The following is a 19872-nucleotide window of genomic DNA, read 5'->3' on the forward strand; positions in this document are numbered from 1 at the left end:
CCAACAGCCCCCAAACATTCCCCCCTTGGCGGACGGGAATCGGGGGCCCGACAAAGCCGCCCCCCCCCCGCGGCCTGGCCCAAGTTACCGCGGGCCGACCATCGACGTGACCCGCCGCTCCATCGAGGAGACGGCCGCCGCGATCCTCGACCTCTACCGCGAGCACCGCCTGAAATTCATCGCGACCTGAGGGCGGGAGCATGGGGGAGGGGGACTACGCGGCGGCCGACCTGCGCGAGACCGTTCAGGCCGGGCGCGGGCGCTGCACCGATCTCAGCCTGTCCTACCGGGACTGGATGCCGCCGCCCGACCTCCTGATCGGGGCAGTCACGCCCGATCTGCTGCGGGCCTATCACGCCGAGACCACCGTGCTCGGGGCGAGCCTCTACGAGGTGCCGCGGGCGGAGGTGGCGGAGGAGGGCGTCGTCATCCTCGACGGCGTGTTCCAATCCGGCGCCCAGCTCAACGTCTTCCCCGTGGTCGCCGAGGCGCATCACCGCGCCATCGCCGCCCGGCTCGCGGGCCTGCGGCGGGTGACGGTCGAGGATCCGGTCGTGCTGCTCACCGGCATGGGCCACCAGATGTACGGCCACTGGCTGGTGGATTTCCTGCCCAAGCTGTTCCTGCTCCACCGTGCCGGCCACGATCTCGCGCGCCTGCGCTACCTCCTGCCCGCCGACACCCCGGCCTTCGCGCGGGTCTGGCTCGGCCTCCTCGGCATCGGCGAGGACCGCCTCGTCGTCTACGAGCGGGAGCGGGAGGTCGCCGCCTGCCGCCGGCTCCTGGTGCCGACGGCCCTGCGCTTCGTCAGCCGCGCCTCACCGCTGATGCGGGAGGCGCGGCGTTTCCTGCTGGAGCGCGCCTTTCCCCGCCCGCGTTGGCGCCCGGGCCGGCGCGCCGAGCCCCGGGGCTTCCGAAAAATCCTGATCTCCCGCTCGGACAATGCCGACACGAAGAACCGCCGGACCCTGGCCGAGCGGGCCGCCTTCGAGGCGGCGGCCCTGGCCCGCGGCTTCGAGCAGGTCCGGCCCGAGCGGATGAGCGTGCCCGAACAGGTCGCCCTGTTCCGCTCCGCCGCCACGATCCTGGGGGAATACGGCTCGGGGCTGCACGGCTCCCTGTTCGCGCCGGTGGGGACGAGCGTGATCAGCCTGCGCGACAACGGGCTCGACCTCGGCTTCCTGCAAAGCTCCCTCGACCATGCGCTCGGCCATGCCGGCGGCTACGTGATCGGCTCGGCGCGCTCGGAAGACGGGTTCTTCTCCGTGGCGCCGCAGGATATCGACTTCCTGTTCGACTAGCTCGACTGGCGCGGCCTGCGCTGAGGAGACCCGCCCGGTGACCGCTGCCCCGCCCTCTCCCTGGCTCCCCGCCGAGCCGCTGCTCCTCGCCTCGGCCAGCGCCACGCGGCGCGACCTCCTGGCCGCTGCCGGCCTGCCGGTGGAGACCGCGCCGGCCCGCATCGACGAGCGCGCCCTCGAAGCGGAGAGCGCCGGCCTGACCCCACCGGAGCTGGCGCGGCGGCTCGCCCTCGCCAAGGCGGAGGAGGTCGCCGCCCGCCATCCCGGCCGCATCGTCATCGGTGCCGACCAAGTGCTCGCCTGCGACGGCCGCGTGTTCCACAAGCCGGCGGATCTGGACGGGGCACGGACCCATCTCGCCCGGCTCCAGGGCCGGACCCACGCGCTTCATGCGGCGGTGGCGATCCTGCGCGACGGAGCCCGCGAGGATTTCGTCGAGACCGCGCGGATGACCATGCGTCCCCTCGATGGGGCGGCCATCGATGCCTATCTGCGTCTCGCGGGCAAGGCGGTCACCACCTCGGTCGGCGCCTACCAGCTCGAGGGACTCGGCATCCACCTGTTCGAGCGGATCGAGGGCGACCACGCGACGATCCTCGGCCTGCCGCTCACGCCGCTGCTCGCGCGGCTGCGGGGCATGGGTCTGCTGGCGTTCTGAGAGGGCTTGTTCATCACCACGGAGATCTTGTCTCTCCCACCCGCGTCCTCATCCTGAGGTGCGACCGCAGGGAGCCTCGAAGGAGGGCTCCAGGGATCGCAGTGATTTCCGGAACCCTCCTTCGAGGCCGCTTCGCGGCGCCTCAGGATGAGGTTGAGAGGGGAATGAAATTCGTCGAACAGGCTTTGAGCGGCACCGAAGACGGCGAGGGACGATGCACGACCACCGGCACGACCATGCCCACCCCCATGACGAGGATCACGCCGGGCATGGGCATGGCGAACACGATCACGGCGGATCCGGTCACGGGGGCCACGGTCACGTCCATGCCCCGAAGGATTTCGGCAGAGCCTTCGCCTTCGGCATCTCGCTCAATCTCGGCTTCGTCGTCGTCGAGGCGGTCTACGGTTGGCTGTCCAACTCCATGGCCCTGGTGGCCGATGCCGGCCACAACCTCTCCGACGTGCTCGGGCTCGCCGCCGCCTGGATCGCCGCCATCCTGGTGAAGCGGGCGCCCTCGGCACGCTTCACCTACGGCCTGCGCGGCTCCTCGATCCTGGCCGCCCTGTTCAACGCGGTGGTGCTCCTGGTGGCGACCGGCGGCATCATCGTCGAGGCGCTGCAGCGCCTGTTCCATCCGGAGCCGGTCGCCGGCACGACGGTGATGGTGGTGGCCGGCATCGGCATCCTCATCAACGGCTTCACCGCCTGGCTGTTCGCCTCCGGATCGAAGGGCGACATCAACATCCGCGGCGCCTACCTGCACATGGTCGCCGACGCGGCGGTCTCGGCCGGCGTGGTGCTCGCCGGCCTCGTCATCCTCGGCACCGGCTTCGACTGGATCGACCCCCTGGTCAGTCTCGTCATCGCCGCGCTCATCATCGTGGCGACCTGGGGCCTGCTGCGCGACAGCGTGGCGATGTCGCTCGCGGCGGTGCCGCCCGGCATCGACCCGGAGGCGGTGCGCGCCTGCCTCGCCGCCCGCCCCGGCGTCAGCGGCTTGCACGACCTGCACATCTGGCCGATGAGCACCACCGAATCCGCGCTCACCGCCCATCTCGTCCTGGCCGGGGCCGCCCCGGACCGGCTCTTCCTCAAGGAGGCGGCGGACGAACTGCGGCAGCGTTTCGGCATCGCCCACGCGACGATCCAGATCGAGATCGAGGGGGAGACCGCCTGCACCCTGCCGAAAGGCTGCGTGGCGTGAGGCTTTTCCCTTTTCCAGGCGCGCTCAGCGGCAGGATGTCATGACAACCAAGGCTTTCGTCGTCGGCCACCCGATCGCCCATTCCCGCTCGCCGCTGATCCACGGCCACTGGCTCGCCGCGCACGGCCTCGACGGCAGCTACGAGCGCATCGACGTGGCGCCCGAGGAGTTCGAGGCCTTCTTTCACGGGCTGCCCGGCTCCGGCTTCGCCGGCGGCAACGTCACGATCCCGCACAAGGAGACGGCCTTCCGGCTGGCGCATACGCTGACCGCGCGGGCTCGGACAATCGGGGCGGTGAACACCCTGATCGTCGAGGGCGACCGGGTTCTCGGCGACAACACCGATGCGCCGGGCTTCATCGCCCATCTCGACCAGAGCCTCGGGGAGGGCTGGCCCGAGCGCACCGGCCGGCACGCGCTGGTCCTCGGTGCGGGCGGCGCGGCCCGGGCCATCGTCGTCGGGCTGGTGGAGCGCGGTTTGAGCGTGCGCGTCGCCAACCGCAGCCCGGAGCGGGCGCGGACGCTCGCGGCGCTCGATCCCGACCATGTCGCGGCGTTGCCCTGGGAGGCCGTGCCGGAGGTGCTCACCGAGACCGGGCTTCTCGTCAACACCACCTCCCTCGGCATGGCCGGGCACCCACCGCTCGATCTCGATCTGACCCCGCTTCCCGACCGCGCGGCGGTGGCCGACATCGTCTACGTGCCCCTGGAAACGCCGCTGCTCGCCGCGGCGCGGGCGCGGGGACTCGCGGCGGTGGACGGACTCGGCATGCTGCTGCACCAGGCGGTGCCGGGCTTCTCGGCCTGGTTCGGCCTGCGCCCCGCCGTGACGCCGGAGCTGCGGGATAAAATCGTCGCGGATCTTCTCCGGACATGAGCGCGCCGGAGGACAAGCCCCGGCGTCCCACGGTGCTGGGCCTCACCGGCTCCATCGGCATGGGCAAGTCGGCCACCGCCGCGATGTTTTCCGCGCGCGGGGTGCCGGTCCACGATTCCGATGCGGCGGTCCACGCCCTCTACGGACCGCAGGGTGCGGCGGCGCGGGCTATCGGCGCGGCTTTTCCCGGTACCGTGACCTCCGACGGCGCGGTCGACCGCCCGGCCCTGCGGGCGGCGGTGCTCGGCGATGCCGGCAAGCTCGCCCGGCTGGAGGCCATCGTCCATCCCCTGGTCCAGGCCGAGAGCCGCGCCTTCCTCGCGCGCCATGCCGACGCACCGCTGGTCGTGCTCGACATCCCGCTCCTGTTCGAGACCGGGGCGGAGGCGCGCTGCGATGCGGTCCTCGTCGTCACCGCTCCGCCCGAGGTACAGCGCGCCCGGGTCCTCGCCCGCCCCGGCATGGACGAGGCGGCCTTCGCCGCGATCCGCGCCAAGCAGATGCCGGATGCCGAGAAGCGCAGGCGGGCGGATTTCCTGATCGACACGAGCCGCGGCTTCGACCACGCGGAGGCGGAGGTGGCGCGGATCGTCGAGGAACTGGCGCATCGGAACCCGGACGCGCGCCGATAGCATCGGCGCGGGTTAACCCATCCTTCGCTGTCCGGTACGAGGCTGTGCCCTTGCTTGGGACCGGAACACGACATGCTGCGCGAGATCGTCCTCGATACCGAGACCACCGGCACGGATGCCAAGAATGGCGACCGGCTGATCGAAATCGGCTGCGTCGAGCTGATCAACCACGTCCAGACCGGCGCCTACTACCACCAACTCATCAACCCGCAGCGGCCGGTTTCCGAGGGAGCCTTCGCGGTCCACGGCATCTCGGACGCGATGCTGGCCGACAAGCCGGTCTTCGCCGACGTGGTGGACGCCTTCGTCGCCTTCTGCGGCGATGCGCGGCTGGTGATCCACAACGCGCCGTTCGATGTCGGCTTCCTCAACATGGAGTTCGCCAAGCTCGGGCCGGCCGCTCCGCCGCTCATCGTGCTGGAGGACGTGGTCGACACCCTGCTGCTCGCCCGCCGCAAGCATCCGGGCGCGGCCAACAATCTCGACGCCCTGTGCAACCGCTACGGCGTCGATACGACCCGCCGGGTCAAGCACGGCGCCCTCCTCGACGCGCAGATCCTGGCCGAGGTCTATGTCGAACTCCTCGGCGGCAAGCAGACCAGCCTGGGTCTCAGCATCGCCGAGCCGGCTGGGAGCGTGGCGGTGGAAGCGGTGGCCGATTCGGGTCCGATTGCCCCGCGCGCGATGCGCAGCCGGCTGACGGAGGATGAGCGCCTGCGGCATGTCAGCTTTGTCGAGAGTCTGGGAACAAACGCCGTCTGGCGCGACTATCTGGAGCCGTGACACGGCACAGACCTCTCTCAAGTCCCTGCCGGGACGTGATCTTCTTTCCCGGGCCGAAATGATTGTCCGGGGTCGGCACCCTCGCCGACCCGAAGCCTGCGGCAATGCGCAGGGATTGTTTTGCTGCAATGCAAAAAGTTTCATCTTGCGGCGCAACATAAGCCTTCCCATACCATCCCTGTGGATGGCGCGGGGATGGGCGCAATGATGGATGTGATGCAGGACAGCCGGCACGAGGCTCCGCTGGCGATGACGCTCGGGGCCAAGTTGGCGGCCAAGCCCGGTGACAGTGAGAAGATCACGGTCAATCTCGGCTTCGTCGATCTCGGCCATGTCGACCTGCTGGTTTCGGAAGGCGTCTATGCCAACCGCAGCGACTTCATCCGCACGGCCATCCGCAACCAGATCGAGCGGCATGCCGACATCACCCGCCAGTCGGTGGCCCGCAAACCGATCGAGTTCGGCCTGCGCCGCTACGGGCGCGTGGAGCTGGAGGCGGCGCTGGCTGCCGGCATCCGGCTCGAGATCCGTGTCCTCGGCCTCGCGGTGATCGCCGACGACGTGTCCGCCGACCTCGCCAGCGCGACGATCGCCTCGATCGAGGTGCTCGGCGGCTTCCAGGCGAGCCCTGCGGTGAAGCGGGCGCTGGCCGGCCGCCTGTTCTGAACCCCGACCGACCCCTTCCTCGTGACCCGCTGCGCTCGTGCGGCCCGTCGCCGACCCGGAAAGCGAGACTTTGCATGACCGATCACTCCACCACCCTCCTCGCGGACATGGCCGAGGCGACGCGCCTGACCCGGGCCGGACGGCTCACCGAGGCGACCGCCCTGATCCAGCGCAGTCTGGTCGCTTCGGGCCTGACCCCGGAGGCGACGTCACGGAGCGAGGCAGCGGCAGCGGATTTCGCGGTCCCACGGCTCGAAGCGGGGAATGAGGCGGGCCATGCGGCGCTGATCCCCGAGCGGCTGCGCGAGAACATCGACCAGATGATGCAGGGCCTGCGCACCCTCGCGCCCTCGTTGAAGGGGCTGGTAGGCGGCGGCCTGCACGCCCCGGCGCCCGGCGAGGCGCCGGAGGACGGCCAGTTCGTCGAGCGCAGCTTCTCCAACGCGGCCGGCGCGCGGGACTACAAGCTGTTCATCCCGAGCCCCCGCAGCGGAAGCCGACCGCTGGTGGTGATGCTGCATGGTTGCACGCAATCGCCGGACGATTTCGCGGCGGGCACCCGCATGAACCGGCTCGCCGAGGAAGAGGGGATCTACGTCGCCTATCCGCGTCAGTCCCGCCGGGCCAACGCTCAGAAATGCTGGAACTGGTTCGAGCCCGGCGATCAGGGCCGGGAGATGGGGGAGGCCGGGATCGTGGCCGGGCTGGTCCGCGCCCTCTGCGCCGAGCATCCGATCGACCGGAGCCGCATCTACATCGCCGGCCTCTCGGCGGGCGGGGCGGCGGCGGCGAATATCGCCAGGGCCTATCCGGACCTGTTCGCGGCGGTCGGCGTGCATTCGGGTCTCGCCGCCGGTTGCGCCCGCGATCTGCCCTCGGCCCTCTCGGCCATGCGCGTCGGTGCGCCGGGGGCGCCGCCTCCCGGCGGTGCCTCCGGTTTCGGGGCTGGCTCGGTGGCGCAGGGCCTGCGCGTGCCGACCATCGTCTTCCACGGCGAGGGCGACGGCACCGTCCACCCGCGCAATGCCGAGGCCGTGCTGGCCCAGGCCGGCATCGCCGAGCTGACGCCGCAGCGGGACAGCGGCAGGACGGAAGGGGCAGGGTCCGGCCACACCTATACCCGCACGCGCTATGCCGACGAGGCCGGCCAGGTGCAGGTCGAAGCCTGGTCGATCCAGGGCGCGGGCCATGCCTGGTCCGGCGGCAGCCCGGAGGGCAGCTACACCGATCCGGGGGGACCGGACGCCTCGCGGGCGATGGTCGACTTCTTCCTGAGCCACAGCCTGCCGGGCCGGCAGGGCTGAGCGACTACCGGGTCCGGGCGGCGAGCGCGGCCGCGAGGCCGTCCGGATAGAGGGCGACCCCCTCCGGCAGGGCCTCCGGCCGGAACCAGCGCGCCGTGCAGGGCGTGCCGCTGTCCTCGGCGAAGGCAATCGCGTCGCGGTCGTAGAGGGCCGCGTCGTGCAGGCGGACGGGGGCGGCGAACAGGATCTCGTGGCCCAGCGCGCCTTCGTGGCGATAGAGGTTCTCGAACACCGCCCAGGGGCCGGTGATCGTCACCCCGCAGCCCAGCTCCTCGCGGAACTCCCGCTCCAGGGCCTGTTCGCGGGTTTCTCCGAACTCGATGCTTCCACCCGGCGGCCGGACGCCCTTCACCCGGCCGCGGTCGTCCAGCACCTCCACGGCCAGAACGGCGTCGCCGCGCCAAGCCAGACCGATCACCTTGGCGCGGATCTGCTGCGGCGGACGCCATGTCGGGGTCGGTAGGTTCGTCATTCGTCGTCCCGTCCTCTCGCGGCGGCCTCGGCCAGGGCCGAACGCCACGCCTCCCAGGCCGCCGCCTCGGCCGAGACCGTCACCGCCGGCGGGCGCGGCAGCACCAGGGCGGCGGCGAGATCCCCGCCCGCGAGGCTCAGACCGCGATATTGCGCGAAATGCGCGAAAGTGACGGAGAGCCCCGCTGCGTCCCGCTCGACGCCGCCCAGGGCGAGGCAATCGAGCGGCACCGTCAGACCGCAGCGCAGGGCCTTGGACAGGGCCTCCTTCAGGCACCAGAGCCGGGTCAGCCGTTCGGCCTCCGGCGCCGCGAGGCGGGTAGCGAGGCGCTCGCGCTCGGCGGGCGTCGTCTGGTTCGTGAGCAGCTCGATATGGGCCTCCCGGATCCGCTCCAGATCGATCCCCATCGGACAGGCTTCGGGGAAGGCGACCGCCACGGCGACCGGGCCGGCATGGGACAGGCTGATGCCGAGCGCGCCGACTCCCTCGCCGGAGACGACCGGCTGCTCCAGCACGCCGGGCCGGATCGCCACCGCCCGCGGATCGAGATCGGGATGCAGAGCGGCGATGGCGCGCTTGGCCGCGTAGCGCCCGATCAGCAGGCCGTGGCGGCGGCGGGCATGGAGGCGGTCGGCAAGCAAAGCCTCCTCATCCGCATGGAGGAAACCGCCGCGATGGGCGTCGAGCCAGTCGAGGGGCGCGCTCGCCAGCGTCAGGGCGGCCTGGAGCCGTCCCGCCCGTGGGGATTCGAGCGCGAAGCGCAGGCTCCGCACCAGCGGGGCCGAAGCCTCCGGTCCTGCCGCGCTGTCGGCGCTGTCCTCACCCGTCATGGCCCATGCCGTGCTGGAGGCGTTGTCTTCCGACCCACCCTGATGGCGGGATTCCGAGGGGCTTGCCCTGCGAACCCCGAATCTCGGGCATGCGGAGTATGATCCCTCACCGCTCCCTGTCGAAGCGGAAGGCCTGCGGTACGCGCGTCATGCCGATGGCTTCGTAATAGCCCTCGATGCCGGGCGCGGCGGTCAGCAGCAGGCTGACCTCGGGGCCGGCCGCCGCCCGCGTCTCCGCGATCAGCCGGCGGCCGATGCCCCGGCCCTGGACGTCGCGGGCCACGGCGAGGTCGGAGAGATAGGCGCAGAAGGCGAAGTCGGTCAGCGTGCGGGCCACACCGACGAGCCGCCCGTCGAGCCGGGCGGTGACGATCAGGTCGGAGGCCGCCAGCATCCGCCCGAGCCGTTCGAGATCGTCGGCCGGCCGGCGCGGGGCGAGGCCGGAGGCGACGAGGACGCCTTGGAAGGCGTCCGCGGCGAGATCCGGCTCCAGGGCGTAGACGACCGCGCCGGTCACCGGAGCCTCACGCCTCCGTGGTGAAGCGGCCGTGGCAGTGCTTGTACTTCTTGCCCGAGCCGCAGGGGCAGGGCTCGTTGCGGCCGACCTTGCCCCAGGTCGAGGCATCGTCGGGGTTGCGCTCCAGCACCGCCGCGTCCGTCGCGAGGTCGCGGGCGGCGAAGCCGTAGGCCGGGCCGGCCCCGCCGGAACTGCCGGCGAAGGCGAACTCGTTCTCGCCGGTGGTCGGGTCGCGATGCTCGGGGAACATCGGCGGAAGCTGCGGCTCGGAGAAGCCGGCCTGCTCGAACTCACCGCCGGCGAAGTCGTCCGGCTGCTGGTGCATGATCTCGACATGGGCGAGCTGGGCGGTGACCTGCTCGCGCAGGGCCGTGACGAGGCCGTTGAACAGGTCGAACGCCTCAGACTTGTACTCGTTGAGCGGGTCGCGCTGGGCGAAGCCGCGCCAGCCGATCACCTGCCGCAGGTGGTCGAGGGTGACGAGGTGCTCGCGCCAGAGATGGTCGAGCACCTGCAGCACCACCTGCTTCTCGACATAGGCCATCACCTCCGGGCCGTTGCGCTCGACGCGGGCGGCGTAGGATTCGTCCGAGGCCTTGCGCAGGCGCTCGCGGATCTCCTCGTCGGCGATGCCCTCTTCCTTGACCCATTCCTCCACCGGAAGGTCGAGGTTGAGCACGTCGAGGGCGCGCTGCTTCAGGCCCTCCGCATCCCACTGCTCGGCATAGGCGTTCTCGGGGATGTGGGTGGCGACGAGGTCGTCGATCACGCCGTGGCGCATCTCGTCGACCGTCTCGCGCACGCTGTCCTGGCCCATCAGGTCGCGGCGCTGCTCGAACACGACCTTGCGCTGGTCGTTCATCACGTTGTCGTACTTGAGCACGTTCTTGCGCATGTCGAAGTTGCGCGCTTCGACCTTCTGCTGCGCCTTCTCGATCGCCTTGTTGATCCAGGGATGGATGATCGCCTCGCCCTGCTCCAGGCCGAGGCGCTGCAGCATGCCGTCCATGCGGTCCGACCCGAAGATCCGCATCAGGTCGTCCTTGAGGGACAGGTAGAATTTCGAGCGGCCGGGATCGCCCTGGCGGCCGGAGCGGCCGCGCAGCTGGTTGTCGATGCGCCGCGACTCGTGGCGCTCGGTGCCGATGATGTAGAGCCCGCCCGGCAGGTCCTTCTTGCGGCCGGCCTCCGGATCGGCCTTCTCGCCGGAAGCCAACACCTTGGCGCGGTTCTCGGCGATCTCGGCCTTCAGCGCCTCGATCGCGGCATCGCGCTCCGGTCCCTCGGCGAGGTGGCCGAGTTCCTTCTCGATGCGCATCTCGAGGTTCCCGCCGAGTTTGATGTCGGTGCCGCGACCGGCCATGTTGGTGGCGATGGTGATGGCGCCCGGCACGCCGGCCTCGGCGACGATATAGGCCTCCTGCTCGTGGAAGCGGGCGTTGAGCACGGCGAAGCGCTTGGTCACCCGGTTCTCGCGGGCGGCCTTGTAGACGTCGGTGAGCGCGTTCGGATCGGAATAGTCGAGCGGGGTGTAGCCGTGCTTCGTCAGCAGCTCGGCGATCAGCTCGGATTTCTCGATCGAGCCCGTGCCGACCAGCACCGGCTGATGGCGCGCATGCGCCTTGTCGATCTCCTTGATGATCGCCTCGTACTTCTCCTCGACGGTGCGGTAGACCTCGTCGTCCTCGTCGACGCGCTCGATCTCCTTGTTGGTCGGGATGTCGACCACGTCGAGCTTGTAGATCTCGGCGAACTCGTCGGCCTCGGTCGAGGCGGTGCCGGTCATGCCGGCGAGCTTCTTGTAGAGGCGGAAGTAGTTCTGGAAGGTGATCGAGGCCAGCGTCTGGTTCTCGGGCTGGATCGTCACCCGCTCCTTGGCTTCCAGCGCCTGGTGCAGGCCCTCCGAGTAGCGCCGGCCCTGCATCATGCGGCCGGTGAACTCGTCGATGATGACCACCTCGTCGTTCTTGACGATGTAGTCCTTGTCCAGGGTGAACAGGGTGTGGGCGCGCAACGCCTGGTTGACGTGGTGGACGAGCGTGACGTTGTGGGCGTCGTAGAGATCGCCCTCCTTGAGGATGCCCGCCTCGCGCAAGGCCTCCTCGATGAACTCGTTGCCGGCCTCGGTCAGCGAGACGGTGCGCTGCTTCTCGTCGAGGTCGTAATGCTCGCGCACCAGCTGCGGCATGATCGCGTCGACCGCGACGTAGAGTTCAGAGCGGTCGTCCACCGGGCCGGAGATGATGAGCGGGGTGCGCGCCTCGTCGATGAGGATCGAATCGACCTCGTCGACGATGGCGAAGTGGTGGCCCCGCTGCGCCATCTGCGACAGCTCGTACTTCATGTTGTCGCGCAGGTAATCGAAGCCGAATTCGTTGTTGGTGCCGTAGGTGATGTCGCAGGCATAGGCCTCCTTGCGCTGCCCGTCGTCGAGCCCGTGCACGATGGTGCCGACGGTGAGCCCCAGGAAGCGATAGACCCGGCCCATCCACTCCGCGTCGCGGGAGGCGAGATAGTCGTTGACGGTGACGACGTGGACGCCCTTGCCCTCGAGCGCGTTGAGATAGACCGGCAGCGTCGCCACCAGGGTCTTGCCCTCGCCGGTCTTCATCTCGGAGATGCCGCTCTCGTGCAGCACCATGCCGCCGATCAGCTGCACGTCGAAATGGCGCTGGCCGAGTACCCGCTTGGCCGCCTCGCGCACGGTGGCGAAGGCGGGCACCAGCAGGTCGTCGAGGCGGGTGCCGGCGGCGAGCTGATCCCGGAAGGTCTGGGTGCGGGCGCGCAGCTGCTCGTCGGTCAGGGCGGCGAGTTCCGGTTCGAGCGCGTTGATCGCGGCCACGCGCGGGCGGAAGCCCTTGACGCGTCGGTCGTTGGACGAGCCGAAAATCTTCTTGGCGAGGGCACCGAGCATCGTGAACCTGCGGTCGTGGAGGTCGTCGCGGGCGGCATTTTTGAGGCGCCGCCGGCCTGCGTTGGGCGGGCTTATAGAGGTAAATATCCGCAGGCGCATCCGGTAGTGCCGGCCGCCGCTCACGAGATCGCGCGAGGTTCAAGGCCGCGCTTGCCTTTGTCCTGAAGAGATTCCACCTGTGTCGCGCTTCGTCGCGGCACCCGCCGCACACCCGACGACCCCGCACGGATAGAATCCGGACGTCACACGGCCGGCCCGGCGGGGACGACGCCCAAGGAACGACGCTTCCGATGCCGATCCCGTTCTCCCTCCGGCGCGCGAGCGCCCTCGCGCTGATCCTCGCGGGTTCCGGTCTCGCGCCGGGCGCCGCCCTGGCCCAGGCACCCGCACCGAAGGCCGCGACGCCCGCGCCGGCGGCAACCTCCCCGGAGACGGTGGTGGCCAAGGTCAACGGCCAGCCGGTCACCGCCGCCGACCTCGCCCTGGCGGCGGAGGATCCGGCCCTGTCGCTGCCCGGCGTCGATGAGGGCGCCAAGCAGAACCTGCTGGTCGATTACATGATCGACCTCAAGGTCGGCGCCCAGGCGGCCGAGGCCGCCAAGGTCGGCGACAGCCCCGATTTCAAGCGCAAGCTCGCCTATTTCCGCGACAAGCTCCTGCTCGACGAATACCTCGAGCGCGAGGCCAAGAAGGCGGTGACGCCCGAGGCCGCCAAGGCGCTCTACGACCAGACCGTCAAATCGATGAAGCCCGAGGAGGAGGTGCATGCCCGCCACATCCTCGTGGAGAGCGAGGACGAGGCGAAGAAGATCGCCGCCCGCATCAAGGGCGGCGAGGATTTCGCCAAGGTCGCCGCCGAGCTCTCGAAGGATCCGGGCTCCAAGACCGAGGGCGGCGATCTCGGCTGGTTCACCCAGGAGCGGATGGTGAAGCCCTTCGCCGATGCCGCCTTCAAGCTGGCGCCGGGTCAGGTCTCCGATCCGGTCAAGACCCAGTTCGGCTGGCACGTGCTGCGCGTCGAGGAGAAGCGGACCAAGCCGGTGCCGACCTTCGACGAGATGAAGGAGCAGATCGACCAGTACCTGACCCGCAAGGCGCAGCAGGACACCATCGTCAAGCTGCGCGAGGCGGCCAAGGTCGAGCGTGTCGGCGGCAGCGCCACACCGGCGGCGGGTGAGGCCAAGGGGGAAACGAAGGGCGACAAGAAGCCGTAGGCGGGCCGCGCCGGCTTCCCGGCGAGGCCATGCATCGGCGGAATGTCAGGTCTCTGGCATCTGGTATACCAGAACTCAGCGTGCGGTGCGATATAGACTTTATCGCAACGCAACAACGGGTTTGCCTACCATGATCGCCCTCGCCGTTCTCGCCGTCGCCATCGCTAACGTGACCCTGGTCGTGCTGCTGGCCGACCGGTTCGGCACCGAGGGTGTGCATGCCTCCGCCGGCGAGCTGACCAGCCTCCAGGCCAGCGGCCGTCCGGCGGCCCCGGCTGCCGCTTTCTCGCTGGCGAATGAGAACACCGTCGCCGCCGCGACCCGCATCGCCGCGTAACCTCGGCCTCATTCCGGCCCATCAGGACCGCCCCCGTGCCGCCCGGCCGGGGGCGGTTTCTTTTTGGACGGTGTGTCGCCGTGTGATCGTCGGAGGGCGTCTCGGCCCGCCATGCATGAACGAAGCCGGCACCGGCGCGCTGATCGCGCGGTGTCAGATCGTCAGCCCGCGCTCCAGCAGCTTCGTCGCTCGGTCGAGGACACGCGGCCAGAGCCCGTCTGCGAGGAGGCAGAACTCGGCGAGGAACAACAGCGAACGGACCTCGGCAAGCTTCACGTAGTGCGACAAGGCGTGCCGCTCCGCCGAGGATAAAGAGCGTTCCCCGTCGTAGCCTCTCAGGAGCGCAGCGACGAGCGCCCCCGTCCGTGACGGATCGCCGGCCGCGAAATGCCGGGCCGCCGTCCCGAGATCGAGCAGGTAGGGGCCGTAGCCGCAATCGTCGAAGTCGAAGAAGCCCACCGTCCTGTCCCGGACGACGGCGTTGGCCGTCCGGGCATCCCCGTGGCAGTTGCCCGATGGCAGATCGTGCGCCGCAGGATCGCCGAGGATCTCCGCCCGGCATCGGCCGACAGCGCGCCGCGCGGCCTCGCTACCGGGGATGCGCGTCAGCGATATCGCAGCGCGCAGGCACAGCGCCCCCGCGTCGAGGGGACGCGCACCGCCACCGTCGATCCCGGCCATGGCGGCGTGCAGCTTCGCCAGCGCCGCACCGAACAGCGCCACATCCTCCGGGGCATCGGTGATCGGCCGACCCTCGAGGGCATGGAACAAGCAGGCGGTGCGGCTCACGCCGCCGAACGCGACTTCCGCGCAATCCAGGCCGTCAACGGTGCGGATCGGCCGCGCCACGTCGATGCCTGGCGTTGTGCGAACCTGGCGCAGCAGACGCAACTCGAACGCGATGTCGGTGAGGGATCGGCCGACAGGCCGATAGAGACGCAAGTAGGAGAGGTCACCGCCTGCGGCGAGACGGTAGGTCCGGTTGACGCCGGGGACGACCAATTCGCAGCCGGTGAACACGCGCCCGTAGCATCGGGAGAGATCGTGCAAGTCGATGTCGCTCACCGGCAAGGGCTTATCACGCTCGGCACGGCTCGGGCAGCAGCGCCTGCTTCTGCTATGGGCCGGACACCGGTCGCATCCTCGGGATGGTTCCGTTTCAGCCCTGGCCCAGTCGCCAGTCGATCGGCGCGCGGCCATGCTCCTCCAGCCACGCATTCGCCCGGTCGAACGGCCGCGAACCCGGAAAATCCCGGGCGCGGTTGAGGGGCGAGGGGTGGCCCGAGGCGACGATGCCGTGGCGCGTTCCGTCGATCAACGCCTCGCGGGCGCGGGCCTGAGCGCCCCACAGCAGGAACACCGACGGCTCGTCCTTGGCGGAGACGGCCTCCACCGCCTCGTCGGTGAGCTGAGACCAGCCGAGCCGCAGATGCGCGCCGGACTTCCCCGCCTCCGTGGTGAGCGCGGTGTTGAGGAGCAGCACGCCGCGCTCCGCCCAGGGTGTGAGGTCACCGGTCGAGAAATCGGGCTTGGCCCCGTCGGGGGCGAGTTCGGCCAGGATCACCTTGAGCGAGGCCGGCAGTCGGCGGGACCCGACATAGGAGAAGGCGAGCCCGTTGGCATCGCCCGGCGTCGGGTAGGGGTCCTGGCCGAGGATCACCGCCTTCACCGCCGGCAGGGGCGTCAGGGTCAGCGCCCGGAAGATCGCGGAGGGCTCCGGCAGAACCTGCGCGCCCTCCGCGACGCGGCCATCGACCTTTTGCGCGATCCGGTCCGCCGCGCCCTGCGCGAAGAAGGGCAGGGCGAGCCAGGGAGAGTCGCTGGCGCGGAAGGTGGCGAGGGCGGCTGCGACGGGTCCGGTCATGCGTGGTCCTATCGAACTTCCCTGATGCGCGGCCCGGTCTCGGCCGGCAGCGGCGAGCGGGCGCGGATATAGGCCATCACCGCGTTGGCCATGAGTGTCCCGTCGGTGCCGCCGATCAGCACGCGGCCCCTGGCCAGCATCCCGTAATCGTTGCCGCCGCGCAGCATGAAATCGTTGGCCGCGACGCGGTAGGTGCGGCTCTCGTCGAGGGGCGCCTCGCCGACGCGCACCGACACCACGCGCCGCCCCGGCTCCGCCCCCGGATCGAGGGTCACCGTGAGGCCGGAGACGTGCAGGAAGCGGCCGGACGGGCGGCCGAAATCCCGGAACCCGTTCTCCAGCGCCTCGCGCACCGTCGCCCCGTCGATCGCCACCAGCACGACCGTGTTGCCGAAGGGCAGTTCGGAGAGGATGTCGCGCCGGGTGAGGGCGGCCCCGGCCGGGGTGAGCCGGTCGCCTCGGATGCCGCCCCCGTTCATCAGGCCGATTTCGGCGCCGGTGCTCGCCCGCACCGCGTCGGCGACGAGGCTGCCGAAGGCCGATTCCCGCACCCGCACCGTGGCGACCCGGCTGTCGAGGGGCGCCTGCGTCGTGCCGATCACGACGTCGAGTTCCTTCGACAGGTCGCCCTGGAGCCGGCGCACCAAGGCCTGCGTCTCGGGATCGGGCTCGACCTCGCTGGTGTCGTGGATGCGGAAGGCGGCGCGCCAGCGCAGCGGCCCGTCACCCTTGCGTGTGACGAAGACGTCGATGGCGGTGACGAACTGGGCATCGTGGCCCGATTCGGCCAGCACCGTCCGGCCGTCGTCACGCAGGACGAGATCGTGGTCATGGCCCGAGAGCAGGATGTCGACGAGGCGCCCGCGCACGATCGCCTCGTCCTCCGCCCTGGCCGTGTGGGCGATGCCGACGATCATCTCCGCCCCGCGCGCCCGCAGGGCCTCGGCCGCGCGGGCCAGCGTCTCGATCTCGGGGCCGAAGCGCAGATCGCCCGATTGCGATTTCTCCGGCGTCGCCTGCAGGGCGATGCCGACGAGGCCGAGCCGCACGCCGCCGAGTTCGATCAGGGCGGAATCCTGGATGCCCGGCAGCCGCTGCCCGTCCGCTCCGCGCAGGTTCGCCGCGTAGAACGGGAAGCGCGCCTCCGCCTGCCGCTCGGCGAAGACCGTCGGCCCGAAATCGAATTCGTGATTGCCCGGCACGAACAGATCGGGGGGCGCCAGATTCAGAAGCGCGACGATATGGGCGCCCTTGTCGAAGCCCGACATCAGCGAGGGCGAGAAGCAATCGCCGGCATGGGCGTAGAGGAGCGGCACGCCGCGGGCCCGCTCCGCCTTCACCACCGCGTTGAGCCGGGCGAAGCCGCCGCGCGCCTCCACCTCGTCCATCTCGTAGATGTCGTTGACGAGGAGCAGGGTGAAGCTCGGCCGCGCGGCCAGTGCCGGGCCGGCCCCGGCGACGAGAAGGCCGGCGCCGAGACCGGCGACGGCTTCGCGTCGGGACGGACGCATCGGCCCGGTTCAGCGCTTGGCGAGGCCGTCCCGCACCGCCTTGGCGTTGCGCCGCAGGGCCGGCCAGATCCAGGCGCCGGAGGCGAGATAGAGCCCGGCCGAGACCGGCTTCAGATCGACGGCGAGCCGGTCGGCGAGGCCGGGATTCTTGAGCGGCACCGCCGGGGCGTCGGTCTTGCGGTAGACCACCGTGGTGTCCTCCCGCCAGTACTCGGTATGCGGCACGAGGCCGGCGCGGCGGGCGAGCAGGTCGAAGGTCTCGCGCACGTAGCCGTGGACATGGGCGAAGTGGAAGCGCTCGTGCGGCGGCTTGCCGGTGGCGGCCATGTTCGGCACCGCCGCGTAGAGGATGCCGTCCGGCTTCAGCCAGCGGGCGAGGCGCTCCATCGTCTCGGCCGGGTTGCGCAGATGCTCCAGCACGTGGTGCGTGGAGATCACGTCGAAATGGCCGGCGGGGAAGCGGTTCGGATCCTCCGCCTCGTCGAGCACCTCGACGCCGTGATGCGTCCGGGCATACGTCGCGTAGTCACGCCCCGGCTCGACGCCGATCACCGCGCAGCCGCGCCGCTTGGCCTCCGCCAGGAACTCGCCCGAGCCCGAGCCGAAATCGAGCAGGGTCGCGCCGGCCTTCAGCTTCGGCGCCAGCAGGTCGGCGCGGAAGCTGGCCTCGCGGGCGGAGCGGTTGAGGTGGTGGCGCGGCGGGCCGCCGGCGAAGGCGAGCTGGTAATCGGCCCGGTAGGCGGTCGAATAATATTCGGCCAGCTCGTCCGGCGTCGGCATCGGATCGGTGCGGATCAGGCCACACTGCGTGCAGGCGATCGAGCGCAGGGTCTTCAGGCGCCGGTCGGTCTCGGCGACGGTGACCGCGTCGCGGCAGCCGCACAGGTTGCAGGCGGCCGGCGCCCCCGTATACGGATAGCCCGTAAACGGCACGAAGTGCTTCAGGAAGTAGCGGGGGGACGGCATGTCGCGCTGGCCTCCGGAGCGATTTCGGGCGATGGGTTCGCCAACCTGCGGGCCAGACTCCGACGGGGAGCCTTGGCCTTGAAAAGCCGCCTGCTCTAGATCGAACGGCCGGCCCGCACAACCGGATCGCTTGCCGCGTCGACGGAAGGCGAGAGCCCGTGACCGGAAATCCGATGAACGAACGCGTCCCACCCGAGACCCTGCCCGAGACCCTGATGCGCCAGCCCGTGCGCCCCGCGCCGAACCTGCTGCCGCCCGACCATCCCGCGGTCAGGACGGGGCGCGTCGGCGTGCTGCTGATGAATCTCGGCACCCCCGAGGGCACGAGCTACTGGCCGATGCGCCGCTACCTCAAGGAGTTCCTCTCCGACCGCCGGGTCATCGAGGTACCCCGCCTGATCTGGTGGCCGCTGCTCAACCTGATCATCCTGACCAAGCGGCCGGGGCCGAAGGGCCGCGACTATGCCAGCATCTGGAACAACGAGCGCGACGAGGGCCCGCTCAAGACCATCACCCGCGGCCAGTGCGAGAAGCTGCAGGCGGCCATGGGCGATGCCGTCGTGGTCGATTGGGCGATGCGCTACGGCAAGCCGGAGGTGTCCCTGCGCATCCAGGCCCTGCTCGACCAGGGCTGCGACCGCATCCTGCTGGTGCCGCTCTACCCGCAATACGCGGCGGCCACCTCGGCCACCGCCTGCGACCAAGCCTTCAAGGCGCTGATGCAGATGCGCTGGCAGCCGACCGTGCGGGTCTCGCCGCCCTATCACGACGACCCGGTCTATATCGAGGCGATGGCCCAATCGATCCGCGAGGGTCTGGCCAAGCTCGATTTCGAGCCCGAAGTGATCCTCACCTCGTTCCACGGCGTGCCCAAGAGCTACCTGCTCAAGGGCGATCCCTACCATTGCCAGTGCCTGAAGACCGGCCGGCTGATCCGCGAGGCGATGGGCTACACCCCCGAACGGATGCGGGTGACCTTCCAGTCGCGCTTCGGCAACGAGGAATGGCTCAAGCCCTATACCGACGAGACCGTGCAGGCGCTCGCCAAGTCCGGCGTCAAGCGCATGGCGATCGTGGCGCCGGGCTTCAGCGCCGACTGCCTGGAGACGCTGGAGGAGCTCGACGGCGAGAACCGCCATTACTTCGAGGAGAATGGCGGCGAGAAATACGCCTTCATCCCCTGCCTCAACGATTCCGATCTCGGCATGCGGGTGATCGAGAACGTGGTGCGGCGGGAATTGCAGGGCTGGATCTGACCCGGATGGCCCCGACCGCTCGCCTCGTCGCGATCCTGCCCTGCAACGATCTCGACCGGTCGGAGGCCTTCTATGCCCGGCTCGGCTTCAGCCGCGGGCCCGGCCAGGAGGCGTGGCAGCAGGCGTACCGCATCCTGTCACGCCCCGACGGCACGCAGCTCCACCTGCGCAGGGCTGAGCCCGGATGGCTCCCGCCGGAGCGGAATCCCTTCGGTCTCTACCTCTATACCGAGGAGGTCGCGGCTTTGGCCGCCGGCCTCCGGGCGGAGATCATCGGCGGCGACGGCCCCGTGGAGACGGCGTGGGGCACCCTCGAATTCGCCCTCTCCGATCCGGACGGAACCCTGGTGCGGATCGGGCAACCGGTGCCTGAGAAGAGCTGAACCGGCTCCGTCGCGGGCGACGTAAGGTCCACGCAAGCTCAACCATCGCCCGAACCTCGCCTTGCGCACCCCCGGAACGCATGCTAGGCGACAGCCGCGCCGCGGGAAGACCGCTCAAGGCCTTTCGTGCCCGGTGCATTTCCAATCCCCAAGGGCCTCCCTCCGCCGCCTTCGACGTAA

Annotated in this window: 20 protein-coding genes and 1 pseudogene; 13 read left to right on the forward strand and 8 right to left on the reverse strand. The window is 70.2% G+C overall.

Features of this window, described 5'->3' with window-relative positions:
* From MZTS_RS25170 to MZTS_RS09775, 9 genes and pseudogenes are all read left to right on the forward strand, one after another.
* Positions 1–190 (forward strand): annotated as a pseudogene (locus MZTS_RS25170) (hypothetical protein); the annotation flags it as partial.
* Positions 191–200: 10 nt separating this feature from the next.
* Entirely contained in the window at positions 201–1301 is a 1101-nt protein-coding gene (locus tag MZTS_RS09740; protein WP_192283567.1) for a glycosyltransferase family 61 protein, read from the forward strand.
* 37 nt (positions 1302–1338) lie between these two features.
* Positions 1339–1959, forward strand: coding sequence for a Maf family nucleotide pyrophosphatase (locus MZTS_RS09745; protein ID WP_192283569.1), 621 nt, complete (start codon positions 1339–1341; stop codon positions 1957–1959).
* 214 nt (positions 1960–2173) lie between these two features.
* Entirely contained in the window at positions 2174–3166 is a 993-nt protein-coding gene (locus MZTS_RS09750; RefSeq protein ID WP_192283571.1) for a cation diffusion facilitator family transporter, read from the forward strand.
* A gap of 40 nt (positions 3167–3206) precedes the next feature.
* Positions 3207–4043, forward strand: a complete 837-nt coding sequence (locus MZTS_RS09755) for a shikimate dehydrogenase (protein WP_192283573.1) — start codon at positions 3207–3209, stop codon at positions 4041–4043.
* A complete protein-coding gene (gene coaE, locus MZTS_RS09760) occupies positions 4040–4675 on the forward strand; it encodes a dephospho-CoA kinase (RefSeq protein ID WP_009865247.1) in 636 nt (211 codons plus the stop codon). Before MZTS_RS09755 ends, coaE begins: the two co-directional genes overlap by 4 nt.
* A gap of 72 nt (positions 4676–4747) precedes the next feature.
* Complete coding sequence (gene dnaQ, locus MZTS_RS09765; protein WP_009865248.1) at positions 4748–5458, forward strand: DNA polymerase III subunit epsilon; 711 nt, start codon at positions 4748–4750, stop codon at positions 5456–5458.
* 204 nt (positions 5459–5662) lie between these two features.
* Positions 5663–6124, forward strand: coding sequence for a CopG family transcriptional regulator (locus MZTS_RS09770; RefSeq protein WP_192283620.1), 462 nt, complete (start codon positions 5663–5665; stop codon positions 6122–6124).
* A gap of 74 nt (positions 6125–6198) precedes the next feature.
* A complete protein-coding gene (locus MZTS_RS09775; protein WP_192283574.1) occupies positions 6199–7428 on the forward strand; it encodes an extracellular catalytic domain type 1 short-chain-length polyhydroxyalkanoate depolymerase in 1230 nt (409 codons plus the stop codon).
* Between the two features lie 4 nt (positions 7429–7432).
* Here MZTS_RS09775 and MZTS_RS09780 read toward each other — a convergent pair whose 3' ends face one another.
* From MZTS_RS09780 to secA, 4 genes are all read right to left on the reverse strand, one after another.
* Complete coding sequence (locus MZTS_RS09780; protein ID WP_192283576.1) at positions 7433–7900, reverse strand: NUDIX hydrolase; 468 nt, start codon at positions 7898–7900, stop codon at positions 7433–7435.
* Positions 7897–8730: a 4'-phosphopantetheinyl transferase family protein gene (locus MZTS_RS09785; protein WP_192283578.1), complete on the reverse strand. Its 834-nt coding sequence runs from the start codon at positions 8728–8730 to the stop codon at positions 7897–7899. The genes MZTS_RS09780 and MZTS_RS09785 overlap by 4 nt, the downstream gene beginning before the upstream one ends.
* A 106-nt stretch (positions 8731–8836) precedes the next feature.
* Positions 8837–9247, reverse strand: a complete 411-nt coding sequence (locus MZTS_RS09790) for a GNAT family N-acetyltransferase (RefSeq protein WP_009865402.1) — start codon at positions 9245–9247, stop codon at positions 8837–8839.
* Between the two features lie 7 nt (positions 9248–9254).
* Positions 9255–12161 (reverse strand): preprotein translocase subunit SecA, encoded by a 2907-nt coding sequence (gene secA, locus MZTS_RS09795; protein WP_192283580.1) that lies wholly within the window; start codon positions 12159–12161, stop codon positions 9255–9257.
* 290 nt (positions 12162–12451) lie between these two features.
* On the opposite strand from secA, the gene MZTS_RS09800 reads away from it, so the two are divergent.
* Both MZTS_RS09800 and MZTS_RS09805 read left to right on the forward strand, forming a co-directional pair.
* Positions 12452–13375, forward strand: a complete 924-nt coding sequence (locus MZTS_RS09800; protein WP_192283583.1) for a peptidylprolyl isomerase — start codon at positions 12452–12454, stop codon at positions 13373–13375.
* A gap of 130 nt (positions 13376–13505) precedes the next feature.
* Positions 13506–13712: a hypothetical protein gene (locus MZTS_RS09805; RefSeq protein ID WP_009864998.1), complete on the forward strand. Its 207-nt coding sequence runs from the start codon at positions 13506–13508 to the stop codon at positions 13710–13712.
* Positions 13713–13865: 153 nt separating this feature from the next.
* On the opposite strand, the gene MZTS_RS09810 is transcribed toward MZTS_RS09805, so the two are convergent.
* From MZTS_RS09810 to MZTS_RS09825, 4 genes are all read right to left on the reverse strand, one after another.
* Positions 13866–14777 (reverse strand): phosphotransferase, encoded by a 912-nt coding sequence (locus tag MZTS_RS09810; RefSeq protein WP_192283585.1) that lies wholly within the window; start codon positions 14775–14777, stop codon positions 13866–13868.
* Between the two features lie 94 nt (positions 14778–14871).
* Positions 14872–15576 (reverse strand): uracil-DNA glycosylase, encoded by a 705-nt coding sequence (locus tag MZTS_RS09815; RefSeq protein ID WP_192283587.1) that lies wholly within the window; start codon positions 15574–15576, stop codon positions 14872–14874.
* Positions 15577–15584: 8 nt separating this feature from the next.
* Positions 15585–17087 carry a bifunctional metallophosphatase/5'-nucleotidase gene (locus MZTS_RS09820; RefSeq protein ID WP_192283589.1) on the reverse strand — a complete coding sequence of 501 codons (1503 nt, stop codon included), beginning with the start codon at positions 17085–17087 and terminating at the stop codon, positions 15585–15587.
* A 9-nt stretch (positions 17088–17096) separates the two neighbouring features.
* Positions 17097–18053, reverse strand: coding sequence for a class I SAM-dependent methyltransferase (locus MZTS_RS09825; RefSeq protein ID WP_192283591.1), 957 nt, complete (start codon positions 18051–18053; stop codon positions 17097–17099).
* A 173-nt stretch (positions 18054–18226) separates the two neighbouring features.
* Here MZTS_RS09825 and hemH point away from each other — a divergent pair, with 173 nt between their 5' ends.
* Both hemH and MZTS_RS09835 read left to right on the forward strand, forming a co-directional pair.
* The gene (gene hemH, locus MZTS_RS09830; protein WP_192283593.1) at positions 18227–19309 is read left to right on the forward strand and encodes a ferrochelatase; all 1083 of its coding nucleotides are present in this window, start codon (positions 18227–18229) and stop codon (positions 19307–19309) included.
* A 5-nt stretch (positions 19310–19314) separates the two neighbouring features.
* Positions 19315–19692 (forward strand): VOC family protein, encoded by a 378-nt coding sequence (locus tag MZTS_RS09835; RefSeq protein WP_009865930.1) that lies wholly within the window; start codon positions 19315–19317, stop codon positions 19690–19692.
* The last annotated feature ends 180 nt before the right edge of the window (positions 19693–19872 follow it).

This window comes from Methylorubrum zatmanii (genome assembly GCF_014845115.1).
In the GTDB taxonomy this organism is placed as follows: Bacteria; Pseudomonadota; Alphaproteobacteria; order Rhizobiales; family Beijerinckiaceae; genus Methylobacterium; species Methylobacterium zatmanii.